This is a genomic window from Acinetobacter sp. P1332 (assembly GCF_044057475.1).
Lineage (GTDB): Bacteria > Pseudomonadota > Gammaproteobacteria > Pseudomonadales > Moraxellaceae > Acinetobacter > Acinetobacter johnsonii.
In genome coordinates this window covers 1,748,309-1,770,859 of sequence record NZ_CP171157.1, presented here as the reverse complement: position 1 = coordinate 1,770,859, position 22,551 = coordinate 1,748,309, and the positions used below count along the sequence as shown (strand labels likewise).

Here is a 22,551-nt window from a genome sequence, read left to right as displayed (position 1 = left end):
TTTTGTAGATCGAGCTACTTTCTTTTCTCAACATCCCGTTGAATATTTGGAGTAAATGACATACTTGGAAAAAGATTGATCAGTTCAACTTAAGACAATGAAACTGTTCAATGTATGTACATTAATGTCATTGTGGGTGATCCAGACTGGTGCAACAATGCGTAATTAAGAAAAACATATTTACGTTATGCGCAAAAATCTTGAGGGTGGATTACTCCATGCAATGCATGCTTTCCTAAAAGTCATTGATAGTGGAAGCTTTACCGCTGCCGCAGAGCAGATGGAACTGACAACAGCGCAAGTGTCTCGACTCATTAGCGAGTTAGAAGGGCGTTTAGGTACAAAATTACTACAACGATCGACCAGACAGCATGCGTTGACCGATATTGGTGCAGCTTATGCAGAGCAATGCCGTCAAGTGCTTGCAATGGTGGAAGAAGCAGAAGCTCAAGCCATGGGAATGGCAAGCAAACCGCAGGGCAAGTTACGTGTTTTGAGTATGGCCAGTTTTGGTCATCATTATGTGTCTCCGATGCTGGCCGAGTTTTGTCAAACCTATCCCGAGCTTACGGTTGAGTACCGTACTTCCCAGAATGTGCCAGACCTTTTAGCCAAAGGAATTGATGTCAGTTTATATCTCACCGAATCTTTGGCTGACTCCAGATTTGTTGCTCGCAGAATTGGAACAATATTTTCATTACTTTGCGCATCACCAGCTTATTTAGAAAAATATGGCGAACCCAAATCACTAGATGATCTACAAAAACATGCATGTTTAAGATTAGTGAACCCATCGATTACACCGCAATGGCATCTTGTAAGTGAAGATAGTTGTTCGTATCAAATCGATATTACAGGGCAGTTGATTGCTGACACACCAGAACTATTATTAGACATGGTGCAACAAGATATGGGTATCGCATTACTTCCAACTTTTGCTGTGATTGAGGCTATACGTACTGGGCGATTGCGCCGTGTTTTAGCAGATTGGAGATCACCTGATATTGGTGTTTATACATTACTGCCATCGCGTCATTTTATAGATGCTAAAACAAGGGCATGGTTAACATGGGTTGAGCAGCATATTTCTCCTAAAATTCAAAGTGATACAGACTATTTTTTATAATTCCAATTCACGATTCAGATCATTAAGGAAAACATGAAATAAAAAAAGTAGATTTACCATGAACCACAGTCCATAAATAAGATGCAGATAAAGACTTATGATTCGAAATGCACATTTGTTCAAAACAGTTAATTACGACAGAAAAATAGGCGTTCTAACCAGAGAAGATTATTCATATATGTGCGATCTGCTAGAGACAGCACTAGAACAATTACAAAATTCAGAATTAGACAACGATCGAGAAATAGATCAGCTCAAACGGTTTTTTATCAAGTTAGATCATCACATTGATAGGCTGCGCGCGTAGATTTCGGCATAACGTATATTATGTTCATTAGCGTACTCGGCATCGTGAATATAATTTTACTGGGATTCACGATGTCGAGCTGTAGCACCAACTGAGGTTGCGTAGGCTACAGTCTTAGATATGCTATTTAACTTATGTTCACCTAAAGTTCACTTCATAAATTTATAAAGAAACTATGTATTTTATTTTCAATTGCTTATGTAGATATTAGTCTTAGTTTAGAATTTTAAAGTTCATGAACTATGAGTAAAAACTAAGATACGATCAAAAAATGTAGAACTACAAAATTATTTATACCCATTTACAAGCCACGCTGTTTAAGCGTGTCATTAAACAATAAATATTTTAATCTCTCCACACAATCTCCACACAACATCAGCAATTCATAAACACTGCTATTTCAAAATATTAGCATCTAAAAACTCCCTCTGAAAAAGCATGCAAACACGTCATCATTTAATAAGTTCAATACTTATTACAACTGTATTTTTAATCGGCTGTACACAATCCAAAGATGCTGATCAGTCCCCAACAGAAATGCCGCCGGCAGTTGTCAGTACCATCACTGTATTACCGCAATCCTTAAATGTAATTGAAAATCTTCCCGGTCGTGTTGCAGCTTATCGTATTGCTGAGATTCGTCCGCAAGTGGGTGGAATTGTTGATAAAGTGCTTTTTAAACAAGGCTCTTATGTACAAGCTGGTCAACCACTTTTTAAATTAAATTCTGAAATTTTTCAGGCAGATGTAAAAAGCAATCAAGCGACTTTAAACCGTGCACAGGCTGAGGTGACACGTTTGCAGGTGCTGTTAAAACGCTACACTGAATTAGTAAAAGTAAATGCGGTTAGTCAGCAGGAATACAACAATACGGAAGCAGATTATCAAAAAGCAAAAGCGGACGTGGCGCAAATGCAAGCTATGTTAAGCAGACAGCAGCTTAATCTTAAATATGCGACTGTTACAGCCCCTATATCTGGAACGATTGGTGAAATTTTGGTGACTGAAGGGGCTCTGGTTGGTCAAGGTGATACAAATGCTATGGCTGTGATACAACAGATTAATAAAGTCTACGTCGATGTGAAGCAATCAATTAGTGATTATGAAAAACTACAGGAAGCTTTACAGCAAGGTGACGTGTCAAACACCAAACATACGGTTGAAATCCTGAATAGTCAGGGTAAACCTTATCATGTTACAGGTGAAATCCTATTTTCGGGTACTAAAGTTGATCCTGACACTGGTGATGTCACGATTCGAATTTTAGCCAATAATGAAAATCAAAAACTTTTGCCAGGTATGTATGTTCGAGTCAATATGAGCCGAGCTCAAGTTGAAAATGCACTCCTAGTACCTGAACAAGCGATTCAACATGATATTAGCGGTAAAGCCAATGTTACGATTGTTAATCAAAAAGGTTTAGCGCAAAGCAAGCCTGTTCAGCTTGGTCAACGTTATCAAAATAGCTATGTAGTAACACAAGGGCTACAAGCAGGCGAAAAAGTCATTGTTGAAGGCGCTGATCGTATACAGCCTGAGCAAAAACTAAAAATTAAGCAGTGGCAACCTACAAATACTCAGGAAAATGGAGGACAGCAATAATGTCTCAATTTTTCATTAGGCGTCCTATTTTTGCATGGGTAATCGCCTTATTTATTATATTGTTAGGTGTGCTCAGCATCCCCAAGTTACCTATTGCGCGATTTCCGAGTGTTGCGCCACCACAGATTAATATTACTGCGACCTATCCGGGTGCTACGCCAAAAACATTGAATGATAGTGTTGTGACTTTGATTGAGCGGGAAATGTCAGGTGTCAAAAACTTACTGTATTACAGTTCAAGTTCAGATAGTTCTGGAACAGCAACAATCACCGCAACATTTAAACCAGGTACAGATGTAGAACTGGCACAAGTTGATGTGCAAAACAAAATTAAAGCCATTGAGTCACGCTTACCTCAAACAGTGCGACAACAAGGACTGATGGTCGACGCCGCATCATCTGGTTTTTTAATGATGGTGGGCTTAAGTTCACCGAATGGCAAATATAGTGAAATTGATGTCAGTGACTACATGACACGCTATGTGATTGAAGAATTAAAGCGGGTTGAAGGTATTGGTAAAGTCCAAAATTTTGGTGCTGAGAAAGCTATGCGGATTTGGGTCGATCCAGACCATTTGATCTCTTATGGATTGAGTATTCAAGATGTGAATACAGCCATCCAAAACCAAAACTTGCCGATATCACCAGGTCGTATTGGTGATGTTCCTACTTTGACGGGGCAACAAATTACTATTCCTTTAACGGCTCAAGGTCAATTAGAAACTGTAGAGCAATTCAAAAATATTAGTCTACGTGCTCAGCAAAATGGCGCCAATGTTCGACTGTCGGATGTCGCTCGTGTCGAAATTGGTGCGCAGATGTATAACTTTGCGATTTTAGAAAATGGTAAAGCCTCTACAGCTGTGGCGATACAAATGAGCCCTGGTGCCAATGCTGTTAAGACTGCAGAGGGCGTCAAAGCGAAAATTGAACAGTTAAGCCCAGCATTGCCTGATGGTATGAAATACTCTATACCTTACGACACTGCACCTTTTGTAAAAGTCTCGATTGAAAAAGTAATCATGACATTGCTTGAAGCTATGGCATTAGTTTTTATTGTCATGTTTATCTTCTTACACAATGTTCGTTATACCTTGATTCCAGCTATTGTTGCACCGATCGCATTGCTTGGCACATTCTCAGTCATGCTGCTTGCTGGTTTTTCGATTAATGTGTTGACCATGTTCGGTATGGTGCTTGCGATCGGGATTATTGTCGATGATGCGATTGTGGTCATTGAGAATGTTGAACGCATTATGGCGACAGAAGGCTTATCTCCAGTTGAAGCCACATCTAAAGCCATGAAGGAAATTACCAATCCGATTATTGGTATTACCTTAGTGTTAGCCGCTGTATTTTTACCGATGGCTTTGGCAGCAGGCTCGGTGGGGATTATCTATCGTCAGTTCACCATTACCATGTCGGTTTCAATTTTATTCTCAGCATTCCTTGCACTGACATTAACCCCAGCTTTATGTGCAACGATGTTAAAGCCGATTGATCAAGATCATCAGAAAAAAGGTGTTTTTGCTTGGTTTGATCGTAGTTTTGAGAAGCTGAACAATCGCTATGAGCGCAGTTTATTTAAAGTAATTAAACATAAAACCATCGCAATGTTGTGTTTCTTAGGCATTGTTATTGTGCTGATTTTTAGCTTTAAACAAGTACCGACTGCATTTATGCCTGAAGAAGATCAGGGGTGGTTTATGACCTCGATTCAGCTGCCTGCGGATGCAACACAAGAACGTACCCGTAAAGTCGTTGCTGAATTTCAAAGTCACTTAGACCAAGAGACGGGTATTAAAGACAACATGGCTGTATTGGGCTTTGGCTTTAGTGGTTCTGGTCAAAATACAGCGATGTATTTTACCAATCTATTGCTATTTGAAGAGCGTACTATTACGGCACAAGAAGTTGTGAATAATGCCAATATGGCGATGGCTGAAAGTTCAGAAGGCCAGACCATGTCTGTGTTACCACCAGCCATTGATGAACTGGGGAATTCATCTGGTTTTTCATTGCGATTATTAGATCATGGCAACATTGGTATGCCTGCTTTAAGAGAGGCGCAAGATCAGCTTTTAGCATTAGCATCACAAAGTAAAATCGTGGCGGAGGTCTATCCTGAAGGTTTGCCTGACGGCAGTTCTGTAGAGCTTAAAATTGATCGCGATAAATTGCAGGCTTTGGGTGTTAATTTCAGTGATGTGACCGATATTATTTCGACCTCGATGGGTTCGATGTATGTCAATGATTTCCCAAATCAAGATCGTATGCAACAAGTCATTGTGCAACTTGATGCCAAATCACGTATGAATATTGAGGATATTCTTCAGATTAAGGTGAATAGCCAAAGTGGTAAATTGGTTTCCATGTCTGAAATTATCAGCCCAATTTGGCAACATTCACCACAACAATACAATCGTTACAATGGTCGCCCATCATTGAGTATTACTGGCAGTCCAGCAGCAGGTATGTCTTCAGGACAAGCCATGAGCGAAATGGAAAATCTGATTAAACAACTTCCGAAAGGCGTGGGCTATGAGTGGACGGGGATTTCTCTAGAAGAAAAACAGTCTGAATCACAAACCTTGTTTTTATTACTGTTGTCGATGTTAGTCGTCTTTCTTGTCTTGGCAGCGCTTTATGAAAGCTGGTCAATTCCACTCTCTGTGATGTTGGTTGTACCTTTAGGATTAATTGGCGCCTTTGTTGCAGTCATGATTCGAGGTATGCCAAATGATATTTTCTTTAAAGTTGGCATGATCACGATTATTGGTCTATCCGCTAAGAATGCCATTCTCATTGTTGAATTTGCTAAAGCGCTGAGAGAAGAAGGTATGGGGTTGGTTGAAGCAACTGTTGCTGCTGCAAAATTGCGCCTACGCCCAATCTTAATGACGTCTCTAGCATTTACTTGTGGCGTTATTCCTTTAGTTATTGCCAGTGGCGCAAGCTCTGAAACTCAAAAAGCGATTGGTACAGGTGTGTTTGGTGGCATGATCAGTGCAACTGTTTTGGCTGTTATTTTTGTACCGATTTTCTTTATTGTAGTCATGAGCATGGTAGAGAAATTCTCGAAACGCAAAGCTGCGCATTAACTCACTAAATCGGTGAGCTGAACATAATATATTTCAGCTCATCCCCAAATTTAATGATGAATCATGCGAGATTGAATATGACAATTCGAATCGAAACCCCTCGTTTAATCTTGAGAACATTTGAAGAACGAGATGCGTCAGGATTATTAGAATATTTATCAAAGCCAATCACCAATTGTTTTGCCTCCGATACGACAACAACGATTGAAAATGCACTGGCTAAAATTCACAAAAGGCAAAATGACAATGACTGTATTGCAGTATGCCTGAAAGATTCTGATCAACTCATTGGTGAGATTTTCTTTATCAAAGAAGAACCAGATACATATTCAATTGGCTGGAATTTTAATGAAAAATTTCATGGCAAAGGTTATGCCAACGAAAGTGCTTATACATTTATAAATTACTTATTTAATCAATTAGATACGAGACAAATCTATGCCTATGTCGAAGATTACAATACCGCTTCACAAAAACTTTGCGAGCGTTTAGGTTTTCGTAAAGAGGGACATTTTATAGAATTTATCTCATTTATTAAAAATCCAGATGGTTCACCAAAATATGAAAATACCATGCAATATGCAATCCTAAAGAAAGAGTGGGGTGTTAATAAAGTTTGATTTTTAAAAGAATTATGATGCTAATTTGAGTATTTTTAACTTAAATACTCAAATTAGCTTGGGCCTTTAACTGTATTGTAAAACAGCTGCCGCCTAAGCTTTTGGATTTAGAATAATAAATATGACCTTGGTGTGCTTCAATAATTGCATCAATCACTGCCAAGCCTAATCCTGTACCACCATCTAAACGGGATCTAGAGTCTTCCAAACGATAGAAGGGTTTAAACAAGTGTTCAAGATGCGATTCATTAATACCTGGGCCTTCATCTTCAAATGTTAATACCCAATGCTCTGTTGTGGTCACTGTTGTTATATTGATTTGTCCAGCATTCGAATATCTTAGAAAATTAGAGAATAATGCAATAAAGACTTGTTCCATCCTTCTTACATCAACGCAAACCAATTCATCCGTCAAATTTAAAACAGTCGTTAAACCTTTAAATTGAAACCGTTCATGAAACATCTGCAGACATTTTTCAATACTGTCTTTTAAATTGGTCTTTTCTAGTTCTAAACGTAATTGTTTATTTTCAATCAGTGTTAGTGTCCGTAAATCTTCCACAAGGTAAGATAAGCCTTCGACTTGGTTCAATAAACTTTGATGTAAAGCTTGATCGGCAATAAATACGCCATCGACAATACCTTGCAAACGGCCTTGTAATATTGTCACAGGTGTTCTTAGTTCATGCGCAATCGCAGCATTCCAAACGGTTGAATTCTTAACCGATACTTCAAGCTGGTTTGCCATGGCATTGAAGTTCTCTATGAGTGATTTTATTTCATGTGGAATATCATGATGTGGCTGTTTAATTCTGAGTGCTAAATTTCCTTGTTGAATTTGCTGAATAACATCGGCTAAATCACTGATTGGCTGTGTATAGCGTTTTCCATATTTAAAGGCGAGGAGAGTAGAAAGAAAAAAGCCTGTTAATAAAACTAAAAATAGCCATATAAAGTCTACGGATGTGATGAAAAATTCATTTGAATTAACACTTTGGAAATCTAAAAAGCCGATTTCGATTGCCCAGCTATAAACAAAATAGCCAATCATGAAAGATAACAGCGTAACGCCTAAATTGAGTAGGCTCATCATGATGATAAACTGAAAGTTAATTCCAACTGAGTTTTTTAAAAAATTAAATTTCATAGTTTTGATCTAAGCGATAACCCACGCCACGGACATTTATTAACAAGCCATTTACATAATTTTCCTCAAGTTTTTTGCGTAACTTGCTGATATGGCTATCTACAGTGCGATCCAAAGCATCACTTTCAGGCATACAGTTTTGGATCAATTCATTACGCGTAAAGACTTTATTTGGTGTTTTCACCATCAAAACCAGTATTTTATACTCAGTTAAAGTAAGGTTGAGTAGCTGATTTCTTTGACCATTTGAAATGTAAACTTGATGATATTCAGGGTTAATTTCAATATTTTTATAACGAATAACATGATTAATTTCAGTATTTTGACTTGTACTTCGTCTAAGTACAGCTTGTATTCGCGCAATCACTTCATTCGGATTAAATGGTTTAATAATAAAGTCATCAGCACCCATTTTTAGCCCTATAATCTTATTCACTTGATCATCTAATGCAGTCAACATAATTACAGGTATATGACTTGTTTGACGAATGATTTGTAGAATTTCCCAGCCATTTAGTTTGGGTAATTTAATATCAAGGAGAATCAGGTCGATAGAGTAGTTTTTCAGGCACTCTAAAGCTTGCTGTCCATCCAATGCACGAATGACTTGCATGTTTTCATTTTTTATGTATTTTTCAAGAATGTCACCAATATCATAATCATCTTCAACAACAAGAATGACGCTGTTTTCGAAGCTGTGCTGTAGATTTGGATACATATATTTTATCTTAGATGAAGCTAGCTATGCATTTTAACATTTAATTGTGTAATGGAGATGATTAGACGAGCAGTCATTTATATTTGTAATTGAGGGGTGACATATAATAAAATTCGTTGTATATCAGTATTAATGAACAAAATATTAATTATTATTCATTTAACTTATGTTCACCTATAATATAGTTCACAATTAAATTTATGTTTAATAAACAACAAATTTAATTACTTAGAGTACTAAAGTTACAACTTGTAAAATATTTGGTTCATGAACCTAGCTATGAATAGATATTTTCCTACTAAAAAGGTCTTAAGAATAGACTAAATTTGTCTAGAAGAGTGGGGGCTATTCACACCTCATTGAAACCCCTTTAAGAAAGGGGATGCCGATCCTCTATATCACCAACGGTGGATGAAGCTTGTCAGCATTCTTAAATATTTATCGTCACCATCACGGCATAGACGTGCGCTTATGGTAAGTCACACTTACATAACTTAGACTTAGAAGATTTGGTGGCTTTAACTATTAAAGCTGTAGTAATGGCATGGGTACACCATCCAGCGACAAACTGGGTGTCAAAGCTAGGTAAGTGAATTACTAGACTTCACTGTAGTTAGTTCTCAATTTTAAATTTTATTAAAGGAAGTATGAAAGTCATACTTCCTTTTCAATCTTCTACACAATAAAACTTTAGAGTTGAAGCCAAAAATAATATTTAAATTAGGTTAGAAAAATAATTACGGTGGGCGCTATCTTGTGGTAAGAGTTCTAATAAGCGTTGTATTGCATCAATTCGATCATGTGTTTGCCCAATAATTCGTAATAATTGATCGATATCCTTTATTTGATAGATCAACTGGCTTAAACGGGCATCAAAACAATGTCTCCATGTGCTGAGTAATGGGCTTTCTGATTTAGATAAAAAGCTACCTTTATATAGCGAGAATGTACTGGATATAAGATTTGCATTTAATGATTGTTCAGCACGTAAAAAATCACATTGAACTTCACAGCTAAGCCTATAAATGCGAGCCTCAATTGAATGGGGTAATAAGCTACGAAGTTGTGAAAGCTCAGCCTTTAGGGTTTTTAGGCTGACACTACGCTCACCATAAAGGGCATAGTGTAACTCTTCTAAACAAATGCCATGGGGATACAAAGCTAAAATGCATAGTATTTCAATTTGACGGTGACTCAAGTTCAATGTATGCCCATTAAATTGAACCCAAGGCGAGCCTAGTGCCTTAATGTATAAAAAATTTTGCTGTTCAAGTTTTATGGCGCGTTGTATTAAATCTGCACAGCGTTCAACTGCAAGCAGCCCTAAAGGCGTATGTTTTTTATATTTTGTGGAAAGGTTAATAATGCCATGAAATTGACCTGATGCTGGATCCCAGATCGGTGCGGCATAACAAACCCAATCACGAACACTGTCCATTTGGTTTTCATGAGAATAGACGCAACTTGAAATTTGGCTGTTCAAGGTCATACCAATCGCATTGGTTCCAACTGCCTGTGTAGACCAATGTCCGCCCTCAATAAAATGTACCTGTTCAGCAGAAGAAAGCATGGCTGAACTACTCCATGTCCATAAGAGAGTCCCGTGATGATCTGTAAGACCAATCGCCATATCTGAATCATCCGCTATTTTGAGTAAGTCAGCATAATTATGCTGAATAGAGCGGCGGAATAAAGACGTTTGATCTTCTTGAGGCAATGCTAAAACAGGGGCAGCATGTACAGTAGTTTGATTAATTAAATGCGTCGTTTGCAGCTGTTTTGCAGATGCGGTATTGAACAGGTTCATATCATATTCCTTTATGATGAGACTGTAATATTTTTAAACTTTAGAAATGAGCTTCAAAATTTATGGTCATTTACGTCATTTCTTCTTGCTTCGATTTTAAATGCTTTTTTCTTTGCTTGGTTAAATTAGATCTTTTGGCTTTACCAGTCCTTGAGCTACTTTAAAAGTGTTCTTATGAGCTGAAAATGACTATTTCCATCTGAAATGTTAATAAACGTAAATAGGATGAAAAGTCATTCGCTCATGTAAGGGTTAGGCACAGCTTCACCATGATACTGACGGTCTGCAAAATAACTTGATCGTACTAATGGCGCACTCCAAATATTTTTAAACGCTAAGCGCTCTCCATGTGTTTGATAATGCTTAAACTCTTGCAACGTAACAAAACGATGAATTGGCGCATGAGATTTAGATGGCTGTAAGTATTGACCGATTGTGACATAGTCTACTTGATAATCTTTCAAATCATTTAATAAGACAATAACCTCAGCCTCGACTTCTCCTAAACCGACCATCAAACCACATTTCGTTGGGATATCAGGGCAGTAGTGTTTAAATTTCTTAAGTAAATCCAATGAATGCTGATAGTCAGCGCCTGGTCGCATGGCTTTATACAGGCGTGGCACGGTTTCAATATTGTGATTAAAGACATCAGGTGGGTTTTTGCTCAGAATCTTAAGTGCAATATCTGCGCGACCACGAAAATCAGGAACTAAAACTTCAATCAAAGTGTCTGGACTGGTTTGACGAATTTCTCGAATGCAATCTGCAAAATGCTGTGCACCACCATCTTTTAAGTCGTCTCGATCAACAGAAGTAATCACGACATACTTTAAGTTTAGATTCTTGACTGTTTCAGCCAGATGCTTTGGCTCATTAGGATCTAGGATATTAGGACGACCATGTGCGACATCACAGAATGGACAGCGTCGAGTACAAATATCTCCCATGATCATAAACGTTGCAGTCCCTCCGCTAAAGCATTGTGGCAAATTGGGGCAGGCCGCTTCTTCACAAACCGTATGTAGTTTCTGTTGTCGTAATAAATCCTTAATGATTTGAACTTCCTCAGGTTGACTAATTTTAGTCCGAATCCATTCTGGCTTTTTCGGTGTCGTTTCCGTTGGAACAACTTTAATTGGAATACGCGCCATTTTTTCAGCGCCACGTAGCTTCTTTCCAGTTAATACTGTGTTATTTAAATCCATTACAAACACTCCATCGTTTAAAATAATTAATATAGATCCCGATATTAAATAAGCTCTTTTAGGTGCTTTAATAAAATTAAAACAGTGCAAAAAACTTATCATATAAAATAAAGGTTGGTTAAAGGTTTGTTTTCATATGTGATTGAACTACTGTAAAATTTTTAAAAATTCTTTAAGTTCTCAACCTTCTGTTTTTAATATTTTTCTCATCTTTTTATGCATTATTTTTTTTTAGTCTAATATGAAATTAAATAAAAATATATTTATATAAATATACGGTTTAAAAATTCAACCATTAATTTTTGGATTTTCTTTTAAGCGTAGTTAATAAGGAACAAAGATATGCAATTAACGGAAGAGCAATTGCTAGCAGCATACAAAAGAATGCGCGACATTCGTGAATTTGAGGATCGACTTCACGATGAAAATAATACAGGTGATATTCCCGGTTTCATCCATTTATATAGCGGCGAGGAAGCTGTTGCCGTAGGGATCTGTGAAAATTTAACAGACAAGGACTTCATTACATCAACGCATCGTGGTCATGGACATTGTATTGCCAAGGGCTGTGACATTCATGCCATGATGTTAGAAATTTTTGGCAAAGATGATGGTTTGTGTCGTGGTAAAGGCGGCTCAATGCACATTGCGGACTTAGATAAAGGCATGCTCGGTGCAAACGGTATTGTGGGTGGTGGTCCACCTTTGGCTATTGGGGCAGCTTTAAGTGCTAAAACACTGAAAAATGGTGGGATTGGTCTATCTTTTACCGGTGATGGCGGATCAAATCAGGGCTTAACTTTTGAAGCCATTAATATGGCTGTCGTGTTAAAGCTCCCTGTCATTTTTGTTTTTGAAAACAACGGTTTTGGTGAAGGCACTGCACACGACTATGCCGTAGGCAGTAAAGACATTGCAGGCCGAGCAGCAGGTTTTGGCTTACCCGCTGAAAAAGTAGATGGAACAGACTTTTTTGCTGTGTATGAAGTTGCACAAAAAGCCATTGAACGTGCCCGCTGTGGTGAAGGTCCGAGTGTGATTGAAACGGTAACAAACCGTTTTTATGGACATTTTGAAGGTGATCCGGGGCTTATCCGTTCCAAAGAAGAACTGGATTATGTCAAAGAACATAAAGACCCATTGAAAATATTCCGTGAAAAAATCAAAGGCAAAATTGACGAAGCCAAGCTAGATGCGATTGATGCCCAGTCTAAAGCCAATGTAGACGATGCCGTTGCAAAAGCACGTGCAGCTAAGTACCCAGAAGTCTCTCAGTTACTTACTGATGTTTATGTCTCTTACTAAAGGAATAGTAGAAAAATGCCAAATAAAAGTTATCGAAACGCAATTAAAGAAGCAATTGAATTAGAAATGCGCCGAGACCCAAGTGTCATTGTGGTTGGTGAAGATGTTCGTGGTGGGCATGGTGGCAAAAATACCGATGACAATAAACTGGAAGGTTTTGGCGGTGTGCTTGGCGTGACCAAAGGCTTATGGACTGAATTTGGTTCTGAGCGAGTCATTGATACTCCAATTACAGAATCTGCGATTATTGGTATGGCGGCAGGTGCTGCTGCAACGGGTTTAAGACCTGTGGCAGATTTAATGTTCATGGATTTTTACGGCGTGTGTTATGACATGCTGTATAACCAAGCGGCTAAATTCCGCTATATGTTTGGTGGCAAAGCCAAAGCGCCACTCGTTGTACGTGGCATGATTGGTGCAGGTTTTTCTGCAGCAGCACAGCATTCTCAGTCGCCATATAACGTATTTGCCTCAGTGCCTGGTTTAAAAGTGGTGGTGCCTTCGAGCGCCTATGATGTGAAAGGGTTGTTGATTCAAGCCATTCGAGATGATGACCCAGTAGTCTTTTGTGAACACAAGTTGTTATATGACATTAAGGGCGAAGTACCAGATGAGGCCTACACCATTCCTTTTGGTGTCGCAAATTACACCCGTGAAGGCACAGATATCACCATTATTGCCTTAAGTTTGATGGTGCATCGTGCCAATGAAGTCGCTGATAAGCTCGCAAAAGAAGGCATTTCGGTTGAAGTGGTTGACCCTAGAACCATTTCACCATTAGACGAAGATGGCATTTTAGAGTCAGTAGCTTCAACAGGTCGTGTGGTGATTGTAGATGAATCAGCAGCACGTTGTGGTTTCGGACATGATGTGGCTGCGCTTATTGCCCAGAAAGGCTTTCATTATCTTAAAGCACCAATCGAATTAGTCACTCCACCACACTCACCCGTACCATTTTCACCAGTACTAGAAAAAGAATGGCTACCTAGTGTAGAACGCATCGAACAGGCTGTACGCAAGACGTTGGAGGCTTAGGATGAGCGAAATTAAAACTTTAGAAATCCCAAAATGGGGTTTGTCCATGGAAGAGGGTACGATTGCCCAATGGCTGATTCAGGAAGGTACCCAATTTAGTAAAGGACAGGAAATTTGTGAAATTGAAACCACAAAAATCGTCAATGTATTGGAGGCACCTTTTGATGGCCTGCTACGAAAAATTATTGCTAACGATGGTGACACACTGGTCGTAGGTGGAATCATTGCAATTTGTGCAGACGCTCAAGTTTCCGATGCAGAAGTTGAAGCATTTGCACAGTCTTTAGGTGGAACACCTGCTGTAACTGAAAATAAAGCGGTAGCAGCGGTTCCTGAAAAAGTCGATGTGGCTCAAGTTGAAACCAAAGTACAAGCTGCTCCTAAACAGAACAGTGTTGATAATGGATCAAAAGCGGTGACTCAGGGCGGATATTCTATTCCTGATGAGTTACAAGGCTACCAACAAAGCGATGATATTTTTGCAACGCCACATGCCTTGAAATTGGCTGAAAAGCATAATGTAAACTTGGCTCAGATTACGGGTTCTGGACGTGAAGGCCGTATCAGTGTTCAAGATATTCAGGCCGCAGTTCAAGCTGCTGGTGGTTCTTGGCCAGATGTACGTCATCAAGCCAGCACGAAAGCCGCGAAATCTAAAGCAGATGACAGTTATGTTCTAGCGACACCTGTTGCCCGCCGTTTGGCAAAACAATGGGGCATTAATTTGCATGATTGTCGCGCATCAGGTTCACGTGGACGAGTCTGTAAGGAAGATGTTGAAGCTGTATATCAACGGGAAAATCCTGTACAAGCTCAACATACTGAGTATGCGCATCCAACAGAGTCTGCAAAATTCACCACCGTAGCTATGAATGGTATGCGTAAAGCAATCGCTGCACGGCTACAAGCGGCAAAACGCAATGCACCACATTTTCGCTTAACGATAGACTTAAATGTTGAGTCGGTTCAGGTTTTGCGTCAGCAAATTAACAGTACTGTACCGCAAGTCAAACTGTCCATTAACGATATGCTGATTAAAGCTGCTGCTGCTGCACTGATTAAAGTTCCACAAGTTAATGTTCAGTTTGATGAAGAGAATCAGCAGATTTTACAGTTTGAACAGGCTGATATTTCGGTTGCTGTAGCCATCGAAAATGGACTGATCACGCCAATTATTAAAGCAGCGAACCGTAAATCTTTGGCGCAAATTTCCAATGATATGCGTGATCTGGCGACACGTGCCAAAACTGGAAAATTGGCACCTAATGAGTTTCAAGGGGGCAGTTTCAGTATTTCCAATTTGGGCATGCTTGGTATTCCACAGTTTGATGCAATTATTAACCCGCCTCAAGGTGCAATTCTAGCCTTAGGTGCAGCAGAGAAACGTGCTGTCGTTGAAAATGATGAGATTGTTGTTCGTGAAATGGTGACCGCAACATTGTCTTGTGATCATCGTGTCATTGATGGTGCGTTGGGTGCTCAATTCTTATCGGCATTTAAGCAGTTTGTCGAAAATCCTGCATTAATTTTGGTGTAGGAGGAATAGCCATGTCAGATACACAATTTGATCTTGTGGTTATTGGTGCTGGTCCTGGAGGATATGTCGCTGCGATTCGCGCAGCGCAACTGGGATTAAAAACGGCAATCGTTGAAAAACAACACTTAGGCGGAGTGTGTCTTAATTGGGGATGTATTCCAACCAAGGCATTATTGAGCGGGGCTGCGCTTGCGCAGCAGTTCAAACATTCTGGGCAGTTTGGCTTTACGCTTAACGCGATTGATTTTGACATTCAAAAACTGGTCCATCATAGCAGACAGGTTTCTGAGCAACTCGTGCAAGGTATCGGTCAACTATTGAAAAAAAATCAAATCACTGTTTTTAACTCAGCAGCCCAGTTTATTGCCAAAGAGCAATTAGAGCTTACAGATGCGAATGGTCAAAAACAGCAGATTTCTGCACCGCATATTATTGTCGCAACAGGCGCACGTGCGGCCAATTTGCCTCATATTCCTGTAGATGGCCATCAGGTCTGGAGTTATAAAGAGGCTTTAGTTCCAGAACAATTACCAAAATCTTTACTGGTCATTGGTTCGGGTGCTATAGGCAGTGAATTTGCAAGCCTATACCAAGACTTAGGCTGCCAAGTCACCTTGGTTGATATTGCCAAGCAGATTCTCCCTAGCGAAGACATTGAAGTTGCGAAGTATGTACAAAAGCAATTTGAACAGCAGGGTATGCAGGTTTTAACCGAAGCGACTGTAAAAAAAATAGAAACTGATCAGGCTCAAGTACATTGTCATATTGAAACTGCCACAGGTGTGCAAATAATTACTGTTGAAAAGGTGCTTTCAGCTATTGGCGTGAAACCGAATGCTGAAAATCTTGGCCTAGAAGCTTTGGGAATCGAATTTGAGAATGGTTTTATTAAAGTCGACTCATGGTGTAAAACCAATGTAGTGGGCATTTATGCAATTGGTGATGTCGCAGGCGCACCGTGTTTGGCACACAAAGCCAGTCATGAAGCCATTCTTTGTGTGGAGAAAATTGCAGGCCTAAGTCATGTACATGCTTTAGATCGTACACAAATTCCGGGCTGTATCTTTACCCATCCGCAAGTGGCCAGTATTGGTTTGACAGAACAGAAAGCGAAAGCTGCGGGCTTGAATATCAATGTGGGTAAGTTTCCTTTACAAGCGAATGGTAAAGCATTGGCTTTGGGCGATAGCGCAGGATTTGTTAAAACCATTTTTAGTCAGGAAACAGGTGAATTGTTGGGTGCTCACATGGTTGGACATGAAGTCACCGAACACATTCAAGGGTTTGCCATCGCGAAATACCTAGAAGCTACAGATGAAAGCTTAGCGCAGGTCATTTTCCCTCATCCTACTTTGTCTGAGGCGATGCATGAGTCGGTCTTGTCGGCGATGCAACGTGCAATCCATATTTAAGGAGTCGCAACATGCCTAGAGGTTTAAACAATAAAGTTGCATTAATTACGGGTGCGGCACAAGGTATTGGACGCGGTATTGCCTTACGTTTAGCACAAGAAGGTGTTCATATTGGATTGGTCGATCTTCACCAAGAAAAGTTAAATACTGTTCAACAAGAGGTTGAAGCCTTTGGCGTAAAAGCCACCACATTTATTGCGGATATTTCAGATCCAATACAAATCAGTGACGCTATTAATCATGCAGAATCGACACTTAATGGCTTTGATATCATGATTAATAATGCAGGTATTGCACAAGTCAAAGCTTTGGCAGAAGTAACGCCGAGTGAATTTAACCAAATTATGAACATCAATGTCGGTGGTGTACTTTGGGGGATTCAAGCCGCAGCAAATAAATTTAAACAACGCCAACAGGCTGGAAAAATTATTAATGCATGCTCAATAGCAGGTCATGAAGGCTTTGCTTTACTCGGTGTTTATTCGGCAACTAAATTTGCAGTTCGTGCATTGACGCAAGCTGCGGCTAAAGAATATGCCAGTGTTGAAATTACTGTAAATAGTTATTGTCCGGGTGTTGTTGGTACAGACATGTGGGTCGAAATAGATCAGCGGTTCTCTGAAATTACAGGTGCACCAATTGGTCAAACGTATAAAAAATATGTAGATGGTATTGCTTTAGGACGTGCTGAAACACCAGATGACGTGGCTGCATTAGTTGCATTTTTAGCCAGCGAGGATGCAAACTATATTACAGGTCAGTCTATTTTGACAGATGGTGGAATGGTTTACCGTTAATATCAACATAAGGAATACACAATGAAAGCAGCTCGTTTTTATGATCGAGGGGATATTCGAATTGAAGATATCCCTGAACCGAAAGTACTTCCAGGCACAGTTGGAATTCAAGTTGCATGGTGCGGTATTTGCGGTACAGATTTACATGAATTCATGGAAGGCCCTATTTTTATTCCACCTTGTGGTCATCCACATCCAATTTCGGGAGAATCTGCACCTGTAACAATGGGACATGAATTTTCAGGCGTAGTTTATGCAGTTGGTGAGGGTGTAGACGATATCCAAATTGGACAACATGTCGTAGTTGAACCCTATATTATTGCGGATGATGTCCCGACTGGCCTGAATGATAAGTATCATTTATCAAAAAATATGAACTTTATTGGTTTAGGCGGACGTGGCGGCGGTCTTTCTGAAAAAATTGCAGTTCAACGACGTTGGGTACATCCTATTTCAAATGATATTCCCTTAGATCAGGCCGCATTGATAGAACCTTTATCTGTCGGTCATCATGCCTATGTCAGAAGTGGTGCAAAAGCTGGCGATATAGCACTGGTTGGTGGAGCAGGCCCTATAGGCTTACTTTTATCAGCCATTTTAAAGGCTAAAGGTCTCACGGTCATCATTACTGAATTGAGTGCAAAGCGTAAAGAAAAAGCGATAGAAGCGGGTGTTGCAGATTATGTGCTAGATCCATCTAAGGTTGATGTGGTCGCTGAAGTGATGAAAATTACGGAAGACCGTGGTGTTGATGTCGCTTTTGAATGTAGTAGTGTTAATAAAGTCATGGATACACTGGTGGCGGCGATGAAACCAACTGGTGTGGTCGTTATCGTTTCGATTTGGAGCCATCCTGCCACAATTAATGTGCATAGTGTGGTTATGAAAGAGCTAGATATTCGTGGCACGATTGCTTATGTCAATGACCATCAGGAAACCATCCGCTTAGTCGAGCAAGGTAAGATTAATCTAGAACCTTTTATTACCCAACGTATTGCATTAGATGATCTTGTTTCTAAAGGCTTTGAAACGCTGATTCATAATAATGAGTCTGCAGTAAAAATTATTGTTCATCCGTAGTAAAACCTAATTTTAACGACAAATTTGAATAAGCTAGAAATAAACTTTATGTAGCTATTTCTAATATCTTTAGCGATAGGGAGTGACTCTGTACTTACAGATTCATTCTCAAATTTAAAGTGTTGAGTGCCAGTATGATTTTGATCATACAGCCTAGTAAAGATAGAAAATAAGTTTTTTAAATAAACCATAGGGATATAGACTAAATTTTGCTAGGAGAGTGGTGGCAGCCCACCACCAATTAAAAGATGTCTACAAAATCATTGGCTATTCAATAGGTTTAGTTTACTGTTTGGTATAAAATATTAGACTGAGGTTGGGGTTTTGAAAGCTACGATTTCTGTTTGGCTTTTTGGCATAAGACATACAAATATAAGCTTTCTACTTTTTCACGTGCCCATGGTGTGGTACGTAAAAATCGCAATGATGACTTAACACTTGGATCTATGCAAAAACATCTAATTTCAATTTTACGACTTAAGCCTTCAATGAAGAGGTTGTTATGATTTCAAATGTTTTAATTTTAAAAAACCACTAGTGTAAAATGGTTTGATGTGAGGGGTATGTATTTTTATAAAGTTGAGTTTTTTGAATTTTAACGTGTTAAATATATTTTACTATCTTAATTTTTTTTGTTTTTTATAGTGCTAATTATTTGAAAGTGTAAATTATTAACTTGAGGGTGGTTTGGTTGTAATTATGGGTTCGGATAAGTTGGTGGTTTAAATTGTTTAATTTTATTGAAATAAAGACCTAATATGGCTGAATAATATATTGGTTATATCGAAATGTTTAAAGTATCGAGTTGTTAGTTAAATTAATTATCTACTACTTTTAGAAGAATTCTTTAGAGGTGTTAAATGAGTCAAGGTTTGGATGAAATAGAGGTACGTCTTACTATAGAAGAAGACTGGGAAATTCTTAAAACAGTTCGTTTGGAGTCACTTCTAGATAGTCCCGATGTTTTTTCTGCCACTTATGCCATTGTTGAGAAATATAGTGAATCTGAATGGCGTGATAGGGCTGCGCATAAAACTAAATATCAATATATTTTAGCAATCAAAGATACCCAAGCTATTGGAATTGTTGGCGGGATACAAAATTCAGCTCATGATTTTAACTTAGTGGCGATGTGGGTAAATCCTAAATTTCGTGGAAAGGGAATTGCAGATATTTTGATCTCTACTATTAAGGAGCTAGCGATTTCTAAAGGGCACAATAGGATTGTATTAAGTGTATCACCTGGAAACTCTAGAGCTGTTGATGTTTATTCTAGACATGGTTTTGTTTTTATATCTGAGTGGGAGGTTTTACCACTTAGTTCTGGTGAAAAAAATCAAAAAATGGAATGTTCCGCATTATTTTAATTTGCATTAGGAACTGGTCAAAAATCAAAATGTGCAAGATTATATTCTACTATTTAGTAGGTGAATATGTTGAGTACTATTAAATTAATTTTGGAAGTATAATTAATGAAGTCATTAATTAAAAATTCAACTAATTTTTTTCCTCTTTCATTTGAACAAGAGCAATTTCTGTCCAAGGAGGAGGTCAAATGTGTTAATGAATTTAATAATATATCTGCGATGACTCGACTAATTGGGCAAGTTCAAATACCAGAGATGCTAGCTGCCTTGAATGAAATTGTGCGTCGTCATGAGATATTTCGTACCACATTTAATATATCTGACCAGTTTTTAGTACAAACCATTGCAGCACAATCCTTTAATCATTTCCTGATTCATGCTCTTAAAATTATGATTTATCTCACTTTTAATTGTTTTATTGGCTTTTGAAAAGTTATTTATAATTTTTTTCTTTATTGTCATATATTTATTCAAGTTTTCTTTAATTTTTTGAATTTCTTTTAACGTGAGTTGTGGTTGTGATTGGATGCTTAAGTATTCATCAATCAAAAAGTTGTAAAACTTTAGAAAGGATCTAATTCTATGACCAATTGTTGTGTAATTGGTATGGTCTGTATTTCTTAGCCGAATAAGATTGCTATCAACTTTTTTATTATTTTCTAAATAGACAATGAAATTATCAATTTCACCTTGAATGATCTCAAAATTGTAGGATGTCGAGTAGAACGACTCACAAAAGGATGTTGAAAACTTTTCATGCCAAAATTCATACCAAAATTTTATTGCGATTAAATCTGCATGCTGTGTGGATATGCTTTGAAATCTAAGGAATTTCATTGTGTACAGCATAGGGTACAAACATGGACAAGATGAATTTAGATCAAATAAAAGAATAATTTGATTTTCGTTTGAGACTTTCTTTTCTAAATGAATTGTTTTTAAAGCAAACATAGTAAAGTTTATGAAGTATTCTCAAGGTAAACATATCATATTTTATAAGTGAAATAGAAATCACTTAAGTTATTGAATTTTGGTTTAAGTAAGAAGGATATGAAGTTATGGTTAGGTGTATCGGATTTAACATAAAATTACGTTATGCGACATCAAGCGCAAAAGAGAAGGGCGATAAATTCGCCCTTTTTTATTTATAAATCTAATAGTCTGGATCGACATAGATTATCAGTCTTTTTTTAGTACTTCTTCACGATATTTCATTACATCGGAAGTTTTTATATCTTTTAGATGTTTTCTTATAAGTGTATGAAGAACATCAGATTCTTTTATGCGTGACTTCGTTTCAATCATCATATTTAAAGTAAGTTCCTGAAGCATTTCTTCCTCTTCATCTCGAATTCTAACTGTAGTGGACATTTAGTTGCTCCATGTGATTTGTAATTTATATCGTATTACATGTTGTTTTGTAACATCTGACATATTATTTTTCAGTCAAATGTAACTTGTGACAAATTACAAATGACTAAAGAACAAGCTTTTGAAGACGTATCTAAGATTATTTTCGACCGTGCATGTCAATTAATTGTCGGGGGAAATCCTGCTTACGAATCAGAGATGGTTCTTTTTCACATTGAAATGGTCATGACAGAGTGGGGCTATCGTTCTGCAAAAGTTGCTGAGTACTGCGATTCACTAAAACAAGAAAACGACATCATGCGTGATATGGGGATTGAATAATGTTGAACAAAAAACAATCAATACCGCAAGTTTGTACGTGGGGAATGGGATTTTTAGATACCCCCATTAATAAGATGCCGGTAAAGATTTATGCGTGTAAACCCACATTTGTACAAAACTGGAAGCTATGACAGATCAAAGGGCGTTTTAACCAAGGCTGACTATGTGTACATGCGCGATCTACTGGAGACTGTGCTAGAACAACTGCAAAATTCAGAATTAGATAACGATAAAGAAATAGATCAGCTCAAACAGTTTTTTATTAAGTTAGATCATCACATCGATAGGCTGCGCGCGTAGATTTCGGCATAACGTATATTATGTTCATTAGCGTACTCGGCATTGTGAATATAATTTTACTGAGATTCACAATGTCGAGCTGTAGCACCAACTGAGGTTGCGTAGGCTACAGTCTTGGATATTCTATTTAACTTATGTTTACCTAAAGTCTACTTCATAATTAATTAAATTTTTAAAATTCAATAAAATTAATATCTTATGTAATTATATACTTATATATCGATTTTATTGGTTCATGAACCTGTCCTGTAATACAATATTTTCTAAAATTAAAGTCTATAAAAAGTTCTAAAGACTCTTCTTTTTTAGTGGTTACTGTCCGTACTTGATTTCTTAACATCCACGAAAAATAGCTGAATATTTAATTCTAAATACTGATAGAAAAATTTC

Annotated in this window: 18 protein-coding genes and 2 pseudogenes; 13 read left to right on the top strand and 7 right to left on the bottom strand. The window is 38.1% G+C overall.

Translation table 11 applies throughout. The annotated features are described in order from the left end of the window. Positions 1–187: 187 nt before the first annotated feature. The 4 genes from ACFN7Z_RS08655 to ACFN7Z_RS08640 all read left to right on the top strand — a co-directional run bounded on the left by ACFN7Z_RS08655 (position 188) and on the right by ACFN7Z_RS08640 (position 6,756). The gene (locus ACFN7Z_RS08655) at positions 188–1,126 is read left to right on the top strand and encodes a LysR family transcriptional regulator (RefSeq protein WP_010326697.1); all 939 of its coding nucleotides are present in this window, start codon (positions 188–190) and stop codon (positions 1,124–1,126) included. A 745-nt stretch (positions 1,127–1,871) separates the two neighbouring features. After that, positions 1,872–3,035 carry an efflux RND transporter periplasmic adaptor subunit gene (locus ACFN7Z_RS08650; protein WP_171056720.1) on the top strand — a complete coding sequence of 388 codons (1,164 nt, stop codon included), beginning with the start codon at positions 1,872–1,874 and terminating at the stop codon, positions 3,033–3,035. Next, the gene (locus ACFN7Z_RS08645; protein ID WP_010326700.1) at positions 3,035–6,136 is read left to right on the top strand and encodes a multidrug efflux RND transporter permease subunit; all 3,102 of its coding nucleotides are present in this window, start codon (positions 3,035–3,037) and stop codon (positions 6,134–6,136) included. The genes ACFN7Z_RS08650 and ACFN7Z_RS08645 overlap by 1 nt, the downstream gene beginning before the upstream one ends. Before the next feature lie 77 nt (positions 6,137–6,213). After that, positions 6,214–6,756 carry a GNAT family N-acetyltransferase gene (locus tag ACFN7Z_RS08640; RefSeq protein WP_010326701.1) on the top strand — a complete coding sequence of 181 codons (543 nt, stop codon included), beginning with the start codon at positions 6,214–6,216 and terminating at the stop codon, positions 6,754–6,756. A 40-nt stretch (positions 6,757–6,796) separates the two neighbouring features. Here the strand turns inward: ACFN7Z_RS08640 and adeS are convergent, their stop codons facing one another. From adeS to lipA, 4 genes are all read right to left on the bottom strand, one after another. Then, positions 6,797–7,903, bottom strand: a complete 1,107-nt coding sequence (adeS, locus tag ACFN7Z_RS08635; protein WP_010326702.1) for a two-component sensor histidine kinase AdeS — start codon at positions 7,901–7,903, stop codon at positions 6,797–6,799. Next, on the bottom strand, positions 7,893–8,621 hold the full coding sequence (gene adeR, locus ACFN7Z_RS08630) for an efflux system response regulator transcription factor AdeR (protein WP_010326703.1): 729 nt from the start codon (positions 8,619–8,621) through the stop codon (positions 7,893–7,895). Before adeR ends, adeS begins: the two co-directional genes overlap by 11 nt. Before the next feature lie 715 nt (positions 8,622–9,336). Beyond that, positions 9,337–10,428 (bottom strand): transcriptional regulator, encoded by a 1,092-nt coding sequence (locus tag ACFN7Z_RS08625; protein ID WP_010326706.1) that lies wholly within the window; start codon positions 10,426–10,428, stop codon positions 9,337–9,339. A gap of 233 nt (positions 10,429–10,661) precedes the next feature. Then, positions 10,662–11,636 carry a lipoyl synthase gene (gene lipA, locus ACFN7Z_RS08620; RefSeq protein ID WP_010326707.1) on the bottom strand — a complete coding sequence of 325 codons (975 nt, stop codon included), beginning with the start codon at positions 11,634–11,636 and terminating at the stop codon, positions 10,662–10,664. A 342-nt stretch (positions 11,637–11,978) separates the two neighbouring features. On the opposite strand from lipA, the gene ACFN7Z_RS08615 reads away from it, so the two are divergent. The 6 genes from ACFN7Z_RS08615 to ACFN7Z_RS08590 are packed head-to-tail and all read left to right on the top strand — an operon-like array spanning position 11,979 to position 18,802. After that, positions 11,979–12,941, top strand: coding sequence for a thiamine pyrophosphate-dependent dehydrogenase E1 component subunit alpha (locus ACFN7Z_RS08615; protein ID WP_010326708.1), 963 nt, complete (start codon positions 11,979–11,981; stop codon positions 12,939–12,941). A 15-nt stretch (positions 12,942–12,956) separates the two neighbouring features. After that, positions 12,957–13,976 carry an alpha-ketoacid dehydrogenase subunit beta gene (locus tag ACFN7Z_RS08610; protein ID WP_004979604.1) on the top strand — a complete coding sequence of 340 codons (1,020 nt, stop codon included), beginning with the start codon at positions 12,957–12,959 and terminating at the stop codon, positions 13,974–13,976. A gap of 1 nt (position 13,977) precedes the next feature. After that, positions 13,978–15,513 (top strand): 2-oxo acid dehydrogenase subunit E2, encoded by a 1,536-nt coding sequence (locus ACFN7Z_RS08605; protein WP_029575024.1) that lies wholly within the window; start codon positions 13,978–13,980, stop codon positions 15,511–15,513. An 11-nt stretch (positions 15,514–15,524) separates the two neighbouring features. After that, positions 15,525–16,925: a dihydrolipoyl dehydrogenase gene (gene lpdA / locus ACFN7Z_RS08600; RefSeq protein WP_010326710.1), complete on the top strand. Its 1,401-nt coding sequence runs from the start codon at positions 15,525–15,527 to the stop codon at positions 16,923–16,925. Positions 16,926–16,936: 11 nt separating this feature from the next. Beyond that, the gene (locus tag ACFN7Z_RS08595) at positions 16,937–17,722 is read left to right on the top strand and encodes an acetoin reductase (RefSeq protein WP_010326711.1); all 786 of its coding nucleotides are present in this window, start codon (positions 16,937–16,939) and stop codon (positions 17,720–17,722) included. Between the two features lie 21 nt (positions 17,723–17,743). Then, on the top strand, positions 17,744–18,802 hold the full coding sequence (locus ACFN7Z_RS08590; RefSeq protein ID WP_010326712.1) for a 2,3-butanediol dehydrogenase: 1,059 nt from the start codon (positions 17,744–17,746) through the stop codon (positions 18,800–18,802). 331 nt (positions 18,803–19,133) lie between these two features. On the opposite strand, the pseudogene ACFN7Z_RS08585 reads toward ACFN7Z_RS08590, so the two are convergent. After that, a pseudogene (locus ACFN7Z_RS08585) lies at positions 19,134–19,289 on the bottom strand (VF530 family DNA-binding protein); the annotation flags it as partial. A gap of 373 nt (positions 19,290–19,662) precedes the next feature. On the opposite strand from ACFN7Z_RS08585, the gene ACFN7Z_RS08580 reads away from it, so the two are divergent. Together ACFN7Z_RS08580 and ACFN7Z_RS08575 are read left to right on the top strand one after the other, a co-directional pair. Further along, a complete protein-coding gene (locus tag ACFN7Z_RS08580) occupies positions 19,663–20,169 on the top strand; it encodes a GNAT family N-acetyltransferase (protein WP_004692085.1) in 507 nt (168 codons plus the stop codon). A gap of 105 nt (positions 20,170–20,274) precedes the next feature. Further along, positions 20,275–20,598 carry a condensation domain-containing protein gene (locus ACFN7Z_RS08575; RefSeq protein ID WP_129556769.1) on the top strand — a complete coding sequence of 108 codons (324 nt, stop codon included), beginning with the start codon at positions 20,275–20,277 and terminating at the stop codon, positions 20,596–20,598. Here ACFN7Z_RS08575 and ACFN7Z_RS08570 read toward each other — a convergent pair. Together ACFN7Z_RS08570 and ACFN7Z_RS08565 are read right to left on the bottom strand one after the other, a co-directional pair. Then, positions 20,521–21,120, bottom strand: a pseudogene (locus tag ACFN7Z_RS08570) (site-specific integrase); the annotation flags it as partial. The gene ACFN7Z_RS08575 and the pseudogene ACFN7Z_RS08570 overlap by 78 nt on opposite strands. Before the next feature lie 228 nt (positions 21,121–21,348). Continuing rightward, positions 21,349–21,540, bottom strand: coding sequence for a hypothetical protein (locus tag ACFN7Z_RS08565; RefSeq protein WP_004979651.1), 192 nt, complete (start codon positions 21,538–21,540; stop codon positions 21,349–21,351). A gap of 102 nt (positions 21,541–21,642) precedes the next feature. On the opposite strand from ACFN7Z_RS08565, the gene ACFN7Z_RS08560 reads away from it, so the two are divergent. Beyond that, complete coding sequence (locus ACFN7Z_RS08560; protein ID WP_010326714.1) at positions 21,643–21,861, top strand: hypothetical protein; 219 nt, start codon at positions 21,643–21,645, stop codon at positions 21,859–21,861. The last annotated feature ends 690 nt before the right edge of the window (positions 21,862–22,551 follow it).

Excerpts from the sequence above, each read along its gene's own strand:
- ACFN7Z_RS08645 (WP_010326700.1), top strand. The coding sequence starts at position 3,035 with ATGTCTCAATTTTTCATTAGGCGTCCTATTTTTGCATGGGTAATCGCC.
- adeS (WP_010326702.1), bottom strand. The coding sequence starts at position 7,903 with ATGAAATTTAATTTTTTAAAAAACTCAGTTGGAATTAACTTTCAGTTT.
- ACFN7Z_RS08590 (WP_010326712.1), top strand. The coding sequence starts at position 17,744 with ATGAAAGCAGCTCGTTTTTATGATCGAGGGGATATTCGAATTGAAGAT.
- ACFN7Z_RS08580 (WP_004692085.1), top strand. The coding sequence starts at position 19,663 with ATGAGTCAAGGTTTGGATGAAATAGAGGTACGTCTTACTATAGAAGAA.
- ACFN7Z_RS08595 (WP_010326711.1), top strand. The coding sequence starts at position 16,937 with ATGCCTAGAGGTTTAAACAATAAAGTTGCATTAATTACGGGTGCGGCA.
- ACFN7Z_RS08625 (WP_010326706.1), bottom strand. The coding sequence starts at position 10,428 with ATGAACCTGTTCAATACCGCATCTGCAAAACAGCTGCAAACGACGCAT.
- lpdA (WP_010326710.1), top strand. The coding sequence starts at position 15,525 with ATGTCAGATACACAATTTGATCTTGTGGTTATTGGTGCTGGTCCTGGA.
- ACFN7Z_RS08640 (WP_010326701.1), top strand. The coding sequence starts at position 6,214 with ATGACAATTCGAATCGAAACCCCTCGTTTAATCTTGAGAACATTTGAA.
- ACFN7Z_RS08575 (WP_129556769.1), top strand. The coding sequence starts at position 20,275 with ATGAAGTCATTAATTAAAAATTCAACTAATTTTTTTCCTCTTTCATTT.
- adeR (WP_010326703.1), bottom strand. The coding sequence starts at position 8,621 with ATGTATCCAAATCTACAGCACAGCTTCGAAAACAGCGTCATTCTTGTT.
- ACFN7Z_RS08650 (WP_171056720.1), top strand. The coding sequence starts at position 1,872 with ATGCAAACACGTCATCATTTAATAAGTTCAATACTTATTACAACTGTA.
- lipA (WP_010326707.1), bottom strand. The coding sequence starts at position 11,636 with ATGGATTTAAATAACACAGTATTAACTGGAAAGAAGCTACGTGGCGCT.
- ACFN7Z_RS08565 (WP_004979651.1), bottom strand. The coding sequence starts at position 21,540 with ATGTCCACTACAGTTAGAATTCGAGATGAAGAGGAAGAAATGCTTCAG.
- ACFN7Z_RS08655 (WP_010326697.1), top strand. The coding sequence starts at position 188 with ATGCGCAAAAATCTTGAGGGTGGATTACTCCATGCAATGCATGCTTTC.
- ACFN7Z_RS08610 (WP_004979604.1), top strand. The coding sequence starts at position 12,957 with ATGCCAAATAAAAGTTATCGAAACGCAATTAAAGAAGCAATTGAATTA.
- ACFN7Z_RS08605 (WP_029575024.1), top strand. The coding sequence starts at position 13,978 with ATGAGCGAAATTAAAACTTTAGAAATCCCAAAATGGGGTTTGTCCATG.
- ACFN7Z_RS08615 (WP_010326708.1), top strand. The coding sequence starts at position 11,979 with ATGCAATTAACGGAAGAGCAATTGCTAGCAGCATACAAAAGAATGCGC.
- ACFN7Z_RS08560 (WP_010326714.1), top strand. The coding sequence starts at position 21,643 with ATGACTAAAGAACAAGCTTTTGAAGACGTATCTAAGATTATTTTCGAC.